The organism is Celerinatantimonas diazotrophica (genome assembly GCF_004339545.1).
GTDB lineage: Bacteria > Pseudomonadota > Gammaproteobacteria > Enterobacterales > Celerinatantimonadaceae > Celerinatantimonas > Celerinatantimonas diazotrophica.
Genome location: NZ_SMGD01000008.1, coordinates 1 through 15,299 on the forward strand (window position 1 = coordinate 1; position 15,299 = coordinate 15,299).

At 43.1% G+C, this 15,299-nt stretch carries 13 protein-coding genes and 1 pseudogene; 10 read left to right on the top strand and 4 right to left on the bottom strand.

The window, feature by feature from the left end:
• The 10 genes from EV690_RS02910 to EV690_RS02955 all read left to right on the top strand — a co-directional run.
• Positions 1 to 534, top strand: a 534-nt coding sequence (locus EV690_RS02910; protein WP_411675417.1) for a bacteriophage T4 gp5 trimerisation domain-containing protein, incomplete at its 5' end; no start/stop codon positions are given.
• Positions 531 to 1,316 carry a DUF4123 domain-containing protein gene (locus EV690_RS02915; protein WP_131911450.1) on the top strand — a complete coding sequence of 262 codons (786 nt, stop codon included), beginning with the start codon at positions 531 to 533 and terminating at the stop codon, positions 1,314 to 1,316. The genes EV690_RS02910 and EV690_RS02915, both read left to right, overlap by 4 nt.
• A complete protein-coding gene (locus EV690_RS02920) occupies positions 1,317 to 3,401 on the top strand; it encodes a phospholipase effector Tle1 domain-containing protein (RefSeq protein WP_131911451.1) in 2,085 nt (694 codons plus the stop codon).
• The gene (locus EV690_RS02925; protein ID WP_165872638.1) at positions 3,382 to 4,170 is read left to right on the top strand and encodes a DUF2931 family protein; all 789 of its coding nucleotides are present in this window, start codon (positions 3,382 to 3,384) and stop codon (positions 4,168 to 4,170) included. Before EV690_RS02920 ends, EV690_RS02925 begins: the two co-directional genes overlap by 20 nt.
• A 12-nt stretch (positions 4,171 to 4,182) precedes the next feature.
• The gene (locus tag EV690_RS02930) at positions 4,183 to 4,971 is read left to right on the top strand and encodes a DUF2931 family protein (protein ID WP_131911453.1); all 789 of its coding nucleotides are present in this window, start codon (positions 4,183 to 4,185) and stop codon (positions 4,969 to 4,971) included.
• A 12-nt stretch (positions 4,972 to 4,983) separates the two neighbouring features.
• Complete coding sequence (locus EV690_RS02935; RefSeq protein ID WP_131911454.1) at positions 4,984 to 5,772, top strand: DUF2931 family protein; 789 nt, start codon at positions 4,984 to 4,986, stop codon at positions 5,770 to 5,772.
• 59 nt (positions 5,773 to 5,831) lie between these two features.
• Entirely contained in the window at positions 5,832 to 6,620 is a 789-nt protein-coding gene (locus tag EV690_RS02940; RefSeq protein ID WP_131911455.1) for a DUF2931 family protein, read from the top strand.
• A gap of 12 nt (positions 6,621 to 6,632) precedes the next feature.
• Positions 6,633 to 7,421 carry a DUF2931 family protein gene (locus tag EV690_RS02945; RefSeq protein ID WP_131911456.1) on the top strand — a complete coding sequence of 263 codons (789 nt, stop codon included), beginning with the start codon at positions 6,633 to 6,635 and terminating at the stop codon, positions 7,419 to 7,421.
• Positions 7,422 to 7,433: 12 nt separating this feature from the next.
• Positions 7,434 to 8,222 carry a DUF2931 family protein gene (locus tag EV690_RS02950; protein WP_131911457.1) on the top strand — a complete coding sequence of 263 codons (789 nt, stop codon included), beginning with the start codon at positions 7,434 to 7,436 and terminating at the stop codon, positions 8,220 to 8,222.
• A 12-nt stretch (positions 8,223 to 8,234) separates the two neighbouring features.
• Positions 8,235 to 9,023, top strand: coding sequence for a DUF2931 family protein (locus EV690_RS02955; RefSeq protein WP_131911458.1), 789 nt, complete (start codon positions 8,235 to 8,237; stop codon positions 9,021 to 9,023).
• A gap of 197 nt (positions 9,024 to 9,220) precedes the next feature.
• Here EV690_RS02955 and EV690_RS02960 read toward each other — a convergent pair whose 3' ends face one another.
• From EV690_RS02960 to EV690_RS18180, 4 genes and pseudogenes are all read right to left on the bottom strand, one after another.
• Positions 9,221 to 10,183 carry a hypothetical protein gene (locus EV690_RS02960; RefSeq protein WP_131911459.1) on the bottom strand — a complete coding sequence of 321 codons (963 nt, stop codon included), beginning with the start codon at positions 10,181 to 10,183 and terminating at the stop codon, positions 9,221 to 9,223.
• A complete protein-coding gene (locus EV690_RS02965) occupies positions 10,167 to 13,823 on the bottom strand; it encodes a LysM peptidoglycan-binding domain-containing protein (RefSeq protein WP_131911460.1) in 3,657 nt (1,218 codons plus the stop codon). The genes EV690_RS02960 and EV690_RS02965 overlap by 17 nt, the downstream gene beginning before the upstream one ends.
• On the bottom strand, positions 13,820 to 14,701 hold the full coding sequence (locus tag EV690_RS02970) for a DUF4123 domain-containing protein (protein ID WP_131911461.1): 882 nt from the start codon (positions 14,699 to 14,701) through the stop codon (positions 13,820 to 13,822). The genes EV690_RS02965 and EV690_RS02970 overlap by 4 nt, the downstream gene beginning before the upstream one ends.
• Positions 14,694 to 15,299 (bottom strand): annotated as a pseudogene (locus tag EV690_RS18180) (hypothetical protein); the annotation flags it as partial. The pseudogene EV690_RS18180 and the gene EV690_RS02970, both read right to left, overlap by 8 nt.

The window sequence follows — 15,299 nt, forward strand, 5'->3', positions numbered from 1 at the left end:
AAAGACTTCAACAGCCACATCGAGCATGACCGCAAGGCTGAGATAGGTGAAGACGACCACCTGAGTGTGACCCGCAATCAGTTTCAGCGGGTCAAGGGCGATGCCCATCAGACCGTGGACGGGGAACACCGGGTGCATGTCCAGGGAAACCAGACCCAGGCGGTGAACCAGACCCTGCATATGAAGCAGGGCCGTTCTTTATTGGTGGAAGCAGGCCAAGAAATCCACTTTAAAGCCGGGGGAAAAATTGTGGTGGATAGCAGCTCTGAAATCACCGCCGCGGCTGGCGGCAGTTTCGTGAAAATCGATGCGTCGGGGGTTTCCATCGTCGGCCCGGCGATTAACCTCAACTCCGGTGGCAGTGCTGGCTCAGGTAGTGGCTATGCCGGGCAGATCGCTAAACTGCCGGGCGATGTTGAGCCGCCCGTTGAACTGGCCGAGGCCAAACGAATCGATCATGACGCATTTTTAACCGCAGAAACTGCTCATGTGGTTGGAGTGAAGTTGTGTCCTAAAGAAAAGGATGATTCATGAACACTCGTCAAGAACACACTGAGCCAGAATTTAATTTCTGGCTGATGTCTCATTCTACGCTGCTTCAGGTAGAGCCATATATTCCTAGAGAAGTGTTTATGGAAGGAGGCACCATGCTGTTTTTTGACGAACCGTTTGCTCAACTGAGCGAATACAGTCCATGGCTCATTCCTTGGCATTCAGAGTTATCCACTCTCCCTGAAGCTATCCTCAGTCTAGGAATAGGGATTCATTCTTCATATAGGTTCGATGAGCTACTCGATCATTTCAGAAGCTTATTAATCGCAGCATATCAGGGGGAGCTGATGACATTCCGGTTTTATGACCCGCAGGTACTGTTACCGATGTTAAAAGGGATGTCTGCTCAGCGCCAATCACAGCTATTAGGTCCTGTTGCCACTCTGAGCTTTTTCCATGAAGCACAATGGCTAGCCTTTAAAAATTCAGAGTCTCAGTCATGGCAGCTAAAACCACGTCCTTGGTGGCGAATTGAACCCAGTGATACCGAAAGTTTATATAGTGTGGACCATCATGCTTACAGCTTGACTCGACGATTATGGCAATGTTCTCCGGAATTATTAGTCAATGTAGATGATGCGCAAAGTGAATTAAAAAATTATCTCACGAGCGCGATTAACCAAGGGTTCGACAACGACCAGCGAGAACTTTGGGCCATAGGTCAATTGGCGATGCAATATGACTATTCAATCGATGCCCTTGCCAATGAGTTACATCTCAACGAACAAGAACTCAGAATAATCAATCATGACATGGAGCGCTAAATGGGAGCTGTAACTTCAAGTGATGGTCTTTGTATCGAATGTGAGCGCAAAGATCATTGGATCGAAATTCAATTGATTGATGAATATAACCGGCCATTTCATCCGGTCAATGGGAAACTGACACCGCCCTCATCAACACAGCCTGTCTCGTTTACCATCGTTGATGGCCCGATCTTGTTTAGTGGATTAGCGGCAGGAATTGTAACGATTAGTTTGGATAAAGCTCCCTGGCTCAAAGAAGCTCAAGAACATCGCATTTATCAGGACGGTGGCAAAAACAGAGATGGCGATCAAGGTCAAACATTAGCTGATGCGCCTAACCCCAAAGGATATCAAGGGGTGAAGCGCAAGCTGGTAAATGTCACTGCAGCCGATTTAACCCAAGTTGAATCGGAGAAACTACCGGCGCGCCATGCCGCAGGCAGTCTTGATAAACTCAAGCTGGTCACCGGCCATAGCTATATCATCAAAGTGCAGGGGTTTAACTATATTACCCTGCGGTTAGGAATGTTTTTTGACGGCACCGCCAACCATACATTTAGTGCCGAATGGGGGCAAAAAAAGCTCAATGGTTATTACCATAAATGGAAAAGCTTAGCGCAAACGGCATTAGAACAATGCTCCAATAAAGAAGGGAAGAAGTTAACCTCCCTTCAGCAGCTCAGCTCCAAAGATTTAACTGAATATTGTTCAGCCTGCCTAACATACCCTGATGAGGTCGAAGATAGCGCTGCCAATGATATGACCAATGTGCAAAAGATGTATGATTTATATACAGATAATAAATTCACAGATGATCAACGCGAGTTTATTCACCGTGAATATATTACCGGGGTGGGAACCGACAATATCCATACTATCCATAAAGCGGAAGAAGAAATATCCGGAGAAGCTTTTGGCCGTGGCGAGTACGGAGTCATCGCAAAAGCAGAAACTGGAATTTCACAAATATTAACCAGTCTATCTGTATTGATGCGCGATTATTTTAAACAAACGACGCTATTTGATGGTCTTCAACAGATTATTTTTGATGTCTATGGTTTTAGCCGCGGGGCCGCTGCGGCGCGTCATTTTATCAACTTAGTATTAGATACGTCCGGACAAGACGGCTCATTTGCCAGCCGTTTTGAATCGGCCTGTCGGGCAAAGCAAATCGCGCTTAAATATGGGTTTGATTGGTCCGATAATGCGGATTGCCATATCGCTTTTGCCGGGCTGTTTGATACAGTCGCCGCTACAGCGTGGGCATCTGAAGTCACCGAGCTTGGTGAAGCCATTCATAATAATGACAATGGTGACGTGAAGTTATGGTTAGATCCCAAACGGGTGAAACACGCCGTTCACCTCAGAGCCAATGATCAGATTGAAGTTCGCTATAACTTTAGCTCGAACAAACTCAATCCGGCGGAGAATTTCCATGAATATACCCTCCTTGGGGCTCACTCAGATATCGGCGGAGGGTACATTTCCAGATACTCTTATGCCTCAACCATGCACGACTATGATTTAGTCTGTGCAGAGCGCTTGCTCATCGCCCAGTGGCAAGAACCGATCCACTGGTATAATAAACAGAGACCCCGCGAACTGATTCAAGAAAAAGCGAATAACGTGATAAACCGGGGGATTTGGCCCAAGGATCGATTCTATCTTGAAATCACTAAACACACACAAAGAAGAGGGAGAGGCGATAACTATAATTACCTCGTCGGTAAGCTTTATATTTCCCATATTGTAGAAGGCGAGCTCTCTAAGCTTTATTTGGGCATGATGTTTGGGCTATCCCAGTTTTATGGTGTTCCTGTTCACGAATTTTTTGGGAAGATGGACACGCTTGTTTGGGAAATTAAAGCAAATAAAGAATTTTTTATTCCTGAGCAAGTTAGAAACTTTAATTTTAAAAAATTATTTAAACAAGTTCTCAACTCGGCTAAAAAAGGACAATGTTATACCAATGTGAGTACAGCAGAATTACTTACCGCCCATCTTATCCATCATTCTAGCCACATGGGCCATATGGGGGCCTATAAACCGTATGTTATCGACGGCAACTATCAACGGAGCGTCTATGAATGTCCCAAGAATTAAATCAATCGCAATCCAAATCACTATCTTCGTTGCATTAGTGCCACTGGTCGCCTGCCAAGCCCAGCCCGAACAAACCAGTGATAGAGATGCTTGGCGTTTAGGGTATGTTGCCCCCAGCATTTATCCAGTGGAAATCAATGATATGAATGCCATGGATAAACAGGGCGAACCCATGGCTCCTATCGCAAAACAAATTCAAGCTGTGGGGGAAAAGATTCAGTCGGTTCGACGCACATTTCCCCATTACGATGGTTATGCCATTCCTTTAAGTGTATTTACCATTCAAGCTGGCGAGCAATTAGGAGGGGGGACGACCGAACTCCCCGATTATTTTGAGATCAACTGGACCTCGTTGGTCAACTTAAAGCTATATCAGACTCGCGTGAATATCACAAAACAAATACGGGATATCATTAATAAAGGTACTCTGTCGGCCCCGGTTGATAGGCCCAGCGAACAAGAAGAATGCCATTATTTTGTCTTTAACTTTGGCTTTCTACCGGATGGTCGCGTAAAAGTCTGGCTGGGTGGCTGTGGCCCCTTTAAATATATTGAAACACTGCAACCCTATAAAGTACTGGGAATAGATGGTTTTGGCTTAGGAAATAAGGAATTTATTGAAGAATATCAACCTAAACTTATCAAATACACGAAAAAACAGGGCTACCCCGACCCACGAAACATTCCCTGGGATAAAGTCAATAAAGTGTTGCATCGTAAATATGATGTGCAACATAAACAATGGCATGTCATTGAAGGGATGCATTAGCATGAAACGTCTATGAATGCGCAAAAAATCAAATCAGTTGTAATCCAAATCACCCTCTTCGTTGCGTTATTGCCGCTGGTCGCCTGCCAGGCCCAGCCAGAACAAACCGATAATAGAGATCGTTGGCTAATAGGATATGTCGCCCCCAGCATTTATCCGGTGGAAATCAATGATATGAATGCCATGAATAAAAATGGCGAACCCATGGCGGCTATTAGAACGCAAGTCCAATTTATAGGTCAAAAGATTCAGTCGGTCCGAAAAATATTTCCCCATTACGATGGCTATACTCTGCCCTTAAGTGTATTTACGACTCAAGAGACCGGACAAATGGGCGGAGGGACCACCGAACTCCCCGATTATTTTGAGATCAAATGGACCTCAGTGGTCAACTTAAAGCGATATCAAACCCGCGTTAATATCACGAAACAAATACGGGATATTATTAACCAAGGCACCCTGTCGGCCCCACCTGATAGGCCCAGTGAACAAGAAGAATGCCATTACTTTGTCTTTAATTTTGGCTTTCTACCGGATGGCCGGGTGAAAGTCTGGCTCGGTGGCTGTGGCCCTTTTAAATATATTGAAACACTGCAACCGTATAAGGTATATGGGATGGATGGTTTCGGCTTAGGAAACAAGAGATTTATTAAAAGATATCAACCTAAGTTTGTTAAATTTATACAAAAACAGGGCTACCCCGATCCGCGAAACATTCCCTGGGAGAAAGTCAATAAAGTCCTGCATCGTAAATATGATGTCCAACATAAACAATGGCATGTCATTGAGGGGATGCATTAGCATGAAACGTCTATGAATGCGCAAAGAATTAAATCAATTGTAATCCAAATCACCCTCTTCGTTGCATTGTTGCCACTGGTCGCCTGCCAGGCCCAGCCCGAACAAACCAGTGATAGGGATGCTTGGCGTTTAGGATATGTTGCCCCCAGTATTTATCCGGTGGAAATCAATGATATGAATGCCATGGATAAACAGGGTGAACACATGACCGCTATCGCAACGCAAATCCAATTCATAGGTGAAAAGATTCAGTCGGTCCAAAAAATATTTCCCCATTATGATGGCTACGCCCTGCCTTTAAGTGTATTTACCATTCAAGCCGGCGAGCAATTGGGAGGGGGGACGACTGAGCTCCCCGATTATTTTGAGATCAACTGGACCTCGTTGGTAAACTTAAAGACGTATATAACCCGCGTTAATATCACAAAACAAATACGGGATATTATTAACCAAGGTACTCTGTCTGCCCCGGTTGATAGGCCCAGTGAACAAGAAGAATGCCATTACTTTGTCTTTAATTTTGGCTTTCTACCGGATGGCCGCGTAAAAGTCTGGCTCGGTGGCTGTGGCCCATTTAAATACATTGAAACACTGCCTCCCTATAAAATATTAACGGAAAAAGATTTGGTGGCAGACTATATAAACTCTGATAAAAAATATCAGCACTATTACATTGAGCATGCAAAAAAACAGGGCTACCCCGACCCACGGGTTATTCCCTGGAAGAAAGTCAATAAAGTGTTGCATCGTAAATATGATGTGCAACATAAACAATGGCATGTCATTGAGGGGACGCATTAAGAACCTGTGAACCAGTCGATTATAAAACGACTGGTTCAATTATACCAAGCGAAGGGTTTATGAATGCTCAAAGAATTAAATCGATTGCAATTAAAGTTACAATCTTAGTTGCGTTATTGCCACTGGTCGCCTGCCAGGCAAAGCCAGAACAAGCGAGTAATAGACACCGTTGGCTTTTAGGGTATGTCGCACCCAGTATTTATCCGGTGGAAATCAATGATATGAATGCCATGGATAAAAATGGCGAACCCATGGCGCCTATCGCAACGCAAATTAAAGCTGTGGGGCGCAGTGTTCAGTCAGTCCGCCGAATATTTCCCCATTACGATAGCTACGCCCTGCCCTTGAGTGTATTTACCATTCAGGCTGGTGAGCAATTGGGGGGAGGGACCGTCGAACTCCCCGACTATTTTGAGATCAACTGGACCTCGTTGGTGAACTTAAAGCGATATCAAACCCGCGTGAATATCACGAAACAAATACGGGATATCATTAACCAAGGCACTCTGTCGGCCCCGCCTGATAGGCCCAGCGAACAAGAAGAATGCCATTATTTTGTCTTTAACTTTGGCTTTCTACCGGATGGCCGGGTGAAAGTCTGGCTCGGTGGCTGTGGCCCCTTTAAATATGTTGGAACGATTACTCCTTATAAAGCAATCGAGGAAAAAAAATCAGCATATTTTAGTCAGGAGGACATTGATGAGCAAAAACATTTTAGTCAACGAGCAACAGATTTAGGTTACCCCGATCCTCGTTATCATATCCCTAGGAATAAAGTGAACAAAGTGTTGCATCGTAAATATGATGTCCAACATAAACAATGGCAAGTCATTGAAGGGACGCATTAGTATAAAACGTCTATGAATGCGCAAAGAATTAAATCAATTGTAATCCAAATCACCCTCTTCGTTGCATTGTTGCCACTGGTCGCCTGCCAGGCCCAGCAGGAATACCCGAGTAATAGACACCGTTGGCTTTTAGGGTATGTCGCCCCCAGCATTTATCCGGTGGAAATCAATGATATGAATGCCATGGATAAACAGGGCGAACCCATGACCGCTATCGCAACGCAAGTCCAATTTATAGGTCAAAAGATTCAGTCGGTCCGCCGAACATTTCCCCATTACGATGGCTATGCCCTGCCCTTAAGTGTATTTACAATCCAAGCAGGCGAGCAATTAGGGGGGGGAACTACCGAACTCCCCAATTATTTTGAGATCAACTGGACTTCGGTGGTCAACTTAAAGCGATATCAAACCCGCGTGAATATCACGAAACAAATACGGGATATTATTAACCAAGGCACCCTGTCGGCCCCACCTGATAGGCCCAGCGAACAAGAAGAATGCCATTACTTTGTCTTTAATTTTGGCTTTCTACCGGATGGCCGGGTGAAAGTCTGGCTGGGTGGCTGTGGCCCCTTTAAATATATTGAAACACTGCAACCGTATAAGGTATACGGGATGGATGGTTTCGGCTTAGGAAACAAGAGATTTATTAAAAGATATCAACCTAAGTTTGTTAAATTTATACAAAAACAGGGCTATCCCGATCCACGAAACATTCCCTGGGAGAAAGTCAATAAAGTCCTGCATCGTAAATATGATGTCCAACATAAACAATGGCATGTTATTGAGGGGATGCATTAGCATGAAACGTCTATGAATGCGCAAAGAATTAAATCAATAGTAATCCAAATCACCCTCTTCGTTGCATTATTGCCACTGGTCGCCTGCCAGGCCCAGCCAGAACAAGCCAGTCATAGAGATCGCTGGCTGATAGGGTATGTCGCACCCAGCATTTATCCAGTGGAAATCAATGATATGAATGCCATGGATAAACAGGGCGAACCCATGGCGGCTGTTGCAACGCAAGTCCAATTTATAGGTCAAAAGATTCAGTCGGTTCGAAAAATATTTCCCCATTACGATGGTTATGCATTGCCCTTAAGTGTATTTACAACTCAAGATACAGGACAAATGGGCATGGGAACTACCGAACTCCCCGATTATTTTGAGATCAAATGGACCTCAGTGGTCAACTTAAAGCGATATCAAACTCGGGTTAATATCACAAAACAAATACGAGATATTATTAACCAAGGTACTATGTCGGCCCCGGTTGATAGGCCCAACGAACAAGAAGAATGCCATTATTTTGTCTTTAATTTTGGCTTTTTACCGGATGGCCGAGTGAAAGTCTGGCTCGGTGGCTGTAACCCCTTTAAATATATTGAAACACTGCAGCCGTATAAGGTATACGGGATGGATGGTTTCGGCTTAGGAAACAAGAGCTTTATTAAAAGATATCAACCTAAGTTTGTTAAATTTATACAAAAACAGGGCTATCCTGATCCACGAAACATTCCCTGGGAGAAAGTCAATAAAGTGTTGCATCGTAAATATGATGTGCAACATAAACAATGGCATGTCATTGAAGGGACGCATTAGCATGAAGCATCTATGAATACCCAAAGAATTAAATCAATAGTAATCCAAATCACCCTCTTCGTTGCATTAGTGCCACTGGTCGCCTGCCAGGCCCAGCCCGAACACACCAGTGATAGGGATCGCTGGTTAATCGGCTATGTTGCCCCCAGCATTTATCCGGTGGAAATCAATGAGATGAATGCCATGGATAAAAATGGCGAACCCATGGCAGCTATTAGAACGCAAATTCAAGCCGTGGGAGAGAAGATTCAATCGGTCCGCCGAACATTTCCCCATTACGATGGCTATGCCCTTCCGTTAAGTGTATTTACAACTCAAGAGACCGGACAAATGGGCATGGGGACCACTGAACTCCCCGACTATTTTGAGATCAACTGGACCTCGTTGGTCAACTTAAAGCGATATCAAACCCGCGTGAATGTCACAAAACAAATACGGGATATTATTAACCAAGGCACCCTGTCGGCCCCGGTTGATAGGCCCAGCGAACAAGAAGAATGCCATTACTTTGTCTTTAACTTTGGCTTTCTACCGGATGGTCGTGTAAAAGTCTGGCTGGGTGGCTGTGGCCCCTTTAAATATATTGAAACGCTGCAATCGTATAAGGTATACGGGATGGATGGTTTTGGCTTAGGAAATAAGGAATTTATTAAAGAATATCAACCTAAACTTATCAAATACACGCAAAAACAGGGCTACCCCGATCCACGAAACATTCCCTGGGAGAAAGTCAATAAAGTGTTGCATCGTGAATATGATATCCAACATAAGCAATGGCAAGTCATTGAAGGGACGCATTAGAGCGAAGCATCCTTAAGATGTATCAGTTGTGGCTTTTTTTAGTGAATATCTAGACAGAATAGTTAGAGAAATAAGACGAGTAATATCCCCAGTACCCATTCTGTTTCTTACGAAGGACTGCCTAAGTATTGGGAAATGTCAAAACTTACAAAAATCACTTCACCAAATATTCAAAGACAACGAAGCACTTTTATATCTTATCGCCAGTTACACTTCTCGCCCGTCCATTCATGCACCTCTTGGGGCCAGCGGCGGTGAAATGGGTTATAATAATCAATTTTTAAAGCGACCTGATCTGTTTTTAGGATCAAGTAAATCGGATAAACAAAGAAAAGGTTAAATATTGCTTTTATGTTAAGTCGCTTTAATGTATCAATATTGTGTTGGCTTCTCTCTGGAATATATGCCAATTCGCCAGCCATAAAACGCCTTACATATTCCCAATAAAGGTAAGGACTTATATGATCGTCATCGAGATGTTCTAACACCAATCGTCTATATTTTCGCTTTCTTTGTTTATTCACTGTATGATCTGAATTTAGCCACAACACCAGTTGATAACCATCACGCATATTTCCCATTCCAGTATGGTATTTGGTTAATCTCACCGACATCTCGCATTCCTGCCAGGGGATCCGATATAAGACTCGCCGATAATAGACATACACTTCCTGATTTTTAACATGAAAGCGTACTGGCAGTTGTGCTCGGCGCAAAAGATCCCAAGCAAAGCAGACAATAGTACCAATATAAAAAGACCAATCAAATAAAGTCGGTGACCACGACTCCCCCTGCCAAACCGAAGTTAATTTCACAATAAACCAAATCGCTAAAAAAAATAATGCACTAATAATAAATTTACCGCGATTAATCACCGAATCAATGCGCATGTCCAGATAATCGGAATGTTGGCTGGAAGCGAACATATAACCACTTTGCACAAATTCGTCTTGAGTGATACCTTCTTCTCCATCAGTATCCTTACTAAAGGCCGCATTGTCCCGATAGATTGGCTTCGGAGGAGGATTAACGATATCTTCCTGCGCCGCTTTACCAAAAACTCGGTGGCCATTGTTATATCGATGGAAAACAGGCACCAGTCCCAGAGATTCCGGAGCCTGCCAGGTATTCTCATCCAGCTGTTTAATTCGTGAGACCACTATTATCTCCAGCTTGTTTAAAATTGTTAATCTGCTTCATATCTATACTGAGAGAGTCTTGTCTAGGATCCCATCTTCCGCGATTATTTTCTAGATCAAGCGCATACCTTAAAGTAACTGGATAACCGGAAGGATTGACAAAATCTACAACCAGTTTATAGCTTTTATAATTGGTCTTTATTTTTTCAGAGATTTCTGCCACCAAAATTGCCGTTAACTGCTCAGTCTTCTCGACTAAATTGACTGAAAGCAGGTCAGTTTTCAGATGTTTTGATTCTGGCTTTTTATTTTGAGGAAGAACAGATACTTCAACATCATCATTGGTATAGCCATAGAACTGTTTAATGGATACCTGACTAATCCCCCTTTGATAATAGGGAAAGTATAATTTAAATGTAAAATGGCTCAAATAAGCATGCCCCTTAACAGGCGTCAATTTTGCGATCATCGATCCGGGTTTAATCACCCGCCCATTAAACCAATTGGTTAATAACTCTTTACAACTAAATGAAATAATTTGAGAAACAGGCCGAAATAGCTCATCACAGAAATCACTGAGTTCTCGATGTTGTATATTGCGAAGTTTTTCAAGTTTTGCATCACTTTCTTTTGGCAAATCGACTTTAAAATAATTAATTCGCTCCTCTAGACTTGTCAGGGTTTGATTATATTGATAGTTCCCTGTTCCCCAAAAACTTCGCTTTAATAGCGCTTCAATAGGATCGTCGGTCACTAAGCCATGAATCAAATCCGCCGTTAAACTGATGGCTATGGCAAGAATAACGAAAACAGGCAGGGTTGGTGAAGCAACTCCCCAAAAAATTAAAATGGATGCACTTAACCCCATCCCATTCGCTAGCAAAGATGCGAAATCTAATCCTTTCGCAAAAACGTTCTGACTATTATCTTCATCATCATTTAACGTTAGTCCGCTTGAAATTATACCGATTGAAAAGCCAATGATTGGAAGGGCCTTAAACGGGAAAGATATTATTCCTTTTGTGACTGATATCACCTTATAATCCATTATCTTTCTATTGCTCAAAGTAATCGATGGAATATTGAATAATCTGTCAATATTATTCAATGACTTTATAACAATCTCTTCATCCCCGCCTTCTGTTATATACTTCGATAATGATATCATCCCTTTTTTCACCCGATACCGATCGATCATAGAGATACTACTAACCGTTAAATCAATAATAGATTTGGATTTATCAAAATCTCTTCTAAACCCAGATTTTGACTCCTCAGCCACTCCCAAAAAAACCTCATAAGCATTAATAAGTTGCGCAAATAACAACATGCCAAAGAGTTTATTATCATATTTTTTTAATAAATCATTGGCTTTTAAAATAAATTTCCCGGTACTTTTTAAGGCAGAGTCCTTCACTCGCTGAGCTATAAAGACAAACGGATTTTTGGTAGCAACCCCTACAGGCTGCTCCAATACTGAGCTGGTACTATAGATCCTCTCATCTAACTGATAGAGTGTCACCGTTTTATTGGCTAATGTCGGATCATTTATCGGTTTACCAGCAAAGTGCCCTGTAACCTGTGACAACTCCGCCATTTGACTCGCCGATGCTTCAGCAAGCACTTTACCTAACTTAAACTTAAACAGCTGAAAGGTGTAGGAATAGCGATACCGAAATATCTGCATATAATCTTGGATCAAGATCCGGCTCGACTCGCTTTGTACCCCGGTAATTACTAACCGATTTACATAGATATAGAGCAACTCATCGGTATAGACCGTAGCAGGGTAATTCCTCTTTTTAATTAACGTTTTTATATTTTCTAAATCTTTTTCAGCTGTCCCTGAAAATGTCATCAGTAAGCTAATCAGTGGTGAACCTGACATTAAAGCATCTTTCACAAAACCGACAGATAAAGCGACATGTGCCGCTAATCCATTGTTAACGCCTTTGGGCTTTTGGTTTTTAGCCACCGCGAGCCAAGCATCGATCCAACTTTGAATCTCTTTGTCGCCCGCAGCACTCACATTTAAGTTATCCAGCATTGCAAGCACAAGTGCTTCACGATGCTGATAGGTGTCTATTTCATATGGGTCTAACCACGAGAGGGCTTGATCTGATTGTTCATGACGAGCCCAGATAAGCCAATCGGCCACCAATGTTTCGAGACGCTCAGCGACCTGTTTATGGAAGCTTTCATGAGTATTCAGATACTCATCCATTTTCTCTTTATATATGTTTTCTTCTAGATCAGATTTTTTCTCTTGATAGTCCTGAAACTCTACATTGGCTAAATTTTGTGAATTTTTTCTGGCTTTTCTTTCAAGTTCTTTTTTTACTTTCTCTTGGATTTTATTTTTAAATTGCTCTCTTTCATCGCCTTTTAAGCCCTGTATTTTAACAAGATCTTCCCTATATCCTGCATAAGGTATCGCGGTAAAATCATTACCGACAATATTAATTGCATCCGTTTTAGATGTGCCTTTCTGAGCTTGCTGGATTTTATTAGCAATCAACTTCTGATACTTTTCTTGCTCAGACTTAGGCAGTAAGTGCATCTGGAAAAGGTCATCAATATATTCAGGATAAGGTTTATAGATTGGCCCCGCTCGTTGTGCTATTTCGTCCATCCCTTTCACTGATTTTTTAGCCGTTTTATCAATGACTTTTTGGGTCAATTTCCCCATGATATACGGGTGCGCTGAATGGCCGATTTCTTGGACGAGAGCCTGATAGGTTGCACTATATTCACGACAGAGATCACTGGTAATGCCAATGGCATCGATTAAACACACCGCATAATGGTTATTGGGTGTTATTTTTTTATACGGAACAATAAGCTTTTTAGTCTCGGATTCACTCAAGGGGGCGATCGATGGATGAACCCAGTTAATCGGCTCACTCACTTGGGCATCAGCAAGTAACTCGAGCAAGCTCTTATCGGTTAATTGATAAACGTCCGCCGCCTTTCCTTTGGCTGCCAAGGCAAAATCAATTTTTTGTCCAACTTTTAAAATTTGTTCCTGATGCGACTCGAGTACTTTAGCCCACCGCTGACTAATGCGCTCAGGCGCTAACCACATGATCACTTGCGCATTCTTAGGTTGTTTTAAGTAGGGCAAGGCATCCTTAACCGCTGAGGGCGCATCACCAAAAACACACCGACCGGCCGATTGCAGTATCCCGCCATCGGGTTTACCGTCACCATATTCAACTTCTAGCAGATAGTTATCTTTAATGTTATAGAGATAAACGACCTGTTGATATAACTGGCGAGCATTGTATTTGTGCTCATTCAACGGCGTTAATTTTGCAGTCGTTACCAGCGTATCGGGTAGATTCGACACATCTTCTTTATGAACCACCCCATAACGCAGTGGTTTAATCGTGAAGTAACCACCTTGGAGTGGGCAACTTTGTACGGGTGAATCATCATTTTCACTATCAGCCAATAGTGCCGCTTGCGATGCAGGATCCGCAGTGGCCTCTTCTTTAGGGACTAGTTTTACATCATCAGGAAGAGTGAGCGAATCACCAGCAAAAATTGAATCTTCATGGCCTTTGAGAGAGTTGTTTAAATCAACTATTTTCTGCACAGGGACGTTATATTTATCGGCTATTTGACTTAACGTATCATTTGCTTTGATCGTATAGTTCATATATCAGTTCCTGATTTATTGCTTTGATGATAATCAGCAGAGAGCTTTTCCACCTGTTCTATGCGAGCTGTTGGCAATTGTTCGTGACTTAGCAGTAACTGGGTGAATTCTTGATGGTTAGGATTTTGTTCATCCCAGATATTCCCCATACGACCTAATATGTTGATGTAAAGTAGTGCTGAGCGATCATCACTAGCACCTATCTTCGATAATCGACGTAGTTCTTCCATAACCCACTGATGATTTGACTTTGCATCAGGAGCTGATAACAGCTGGGGGAAGTATTTTTCAGCATGTTCCATCACGCGTATCGCTTGATAATGACGACTGGCTTCAGTTAACGCTTGCCATTGCTCATCAGACACTTTCATCTGCCTAATAGGTTCAACGGACATCTCACCGTCATCCACAGGTTTCAAATAATGTTGCCAACGTTGTTCTAAAGCACCGAATGTATGCACAGTGTGCATTGGTCCAAATAGTTGTGTTTGGATCGGTTTGGCACTGGCTAAAAAGAAATAATCCCAAATAACCGGGTCATATAAACGCAGGAGAAAATCGCCACCTTGAGGTTGTGGATAACGAATAATACACTGCCAATGTTCATATAAGGTGATTAAGGGGGCATCACTCTCAAAAGCTAGCCCATAGCGGTAACCCGCTTGTTGTTGCGCCCAGTTAAAGAGCTCTGGGTGAAACTCAACAATTACCGGGCCAATATCATCTAGATCTTTCCAAGGTGAATTCCAAAACAAATTGATCACGTCAATACCGTTATCAACCTGTCCACGAGCATAACGTACGACATGCCCCACTAACGCACCATCTAACAGCAACCACTGTTTGGCTTCAGATTGCCAAATCGGTTCATCAAGCATTGCTTTCTTTCGCCTCTTCGCAAGTCTGACAGATGGGTTTACCTTTCGTTGCGGCAGAAATAAGCGCTTGGCGCTGTTGCATCGTATTCAAAGTGGTTGCTTGTTGCGCCGATGAATAGTCGTCTTCAGTATCTGTCGGTTGAACTGAATAGTCAGACGCTGATTTTAGTAATGGCCCCGAAGTCGATTGGCTGGCAGTGGTCGCGTTTATCTTTGCTTCATCAGGGGCATTCGGTTTCATAACCGGCTGGGGGAGCTTCGCAATACGTCCGCCATAGCGACTGCCACTACTTGCACTGCCTCCAGAATTTAATTTCACAGAAGGACCTGATGCACTGACACCAGCAGCATTGATCGTCATAAAACTTCCTCCGGCTTTTAATGTGAGCTCGGCACCCGCTTCCATCACTACTTTAATACCACCATTTAAATGAATTTCTCGACTGGTGCTATCTAACAACGACTGTCCCTGCTTCATATGCAGGGTCTGGTCCACCGCCTGGGTCTGGTCGCCCTGGACATGCACCCGGTGTTCCCCGTCCACGGTCTGATGGGCATCGCCTTTGACCCGCTGAAACTGATTGCGGGTCACACTCAG

What these genes read in the sequence shown, in the direction of transcription:
- EV690_RS02915 (WP_131911450.1), top strand. Translation starts at nt 531, where the DNA reads ATGAACACTCGTCAAGAACACACTGAGCCAGAATTTAATTTCTGGCTG.
- EV690_RS02920 (WP_131911451.1), top strand. Translation starts at nt 1,317, where the DNA reads ATGGGAGCTGTAACTTCAAGTGATGGTCTTTGTATCGAATGTGAGCGC.
- EV690_RS02925 (WP_165872638.1), top strand. Translation starts at nt 3,382, where the DNA reads ATGAATGTCCCAAGAATTAAATCAATCGCAATCCAAATCACTATCTTC.
- EV690_RS02930 (WP_131911453.1), top strand. Translation starts at nt 4,183, where the DNA reads ATGAATGCGCAAAAAATCAAATCAGTTGTAATCCAAATCACCCTCTTC.
- EV690_RS02935 (WP_131911454.1), top strand. Translation starts at nt 4,984, where the DNA reads ATGAATGCGCAAAGAATTAAATCAATTGTAATCCAAATCACCCTCTTC.
- EV690_RS02940 (WP_131911455.1), top strand. Translation starts at nt 5,832, where the DNA reads ATGAATGCTCAAAGAATTAAATCGATTGCAATTAAAGTTACAATCTTA.
- EV690_RS02945 (WP_131911456.1), top strand. Translation starts at nt 6,633, where the DNA reads ATGAATGCGCAAAGAATTAAATCAATTGTAATCCAAATCACCCTCTTC.
- EV690_RS02950 (WP_131911457.1), top strand. Translation starts at nt 7,434, where the DNA reads ATGAATGCGCAAAGAATTAAATCAATAGTAATCCAAATCACCCTCTTC.
- EV690_RS02955 (WP_131911458.1), top strand. Translation starts at nt 8,235, where the DNA reads ATGAATACCCAAAGAATTAAATCAATAGTAATCCAAATCACCCTCTTC.
- EV690_RS02965 (WP_131911460.1), bottom strand. Translation starts at nt 13,823, where the DNA reads ATGAACTATACGATCAAAGCAAATGATACGTTAAGTCAAATAGCCGAT.
- EV690_RS02970 (WP_131911461.1), bottom strand. Translation starts at nt 14,701, where the DNA reads ATGCTTGATGAACCGATTTGGCAATCTGAAGCCAAACAGTGGTTGCTG.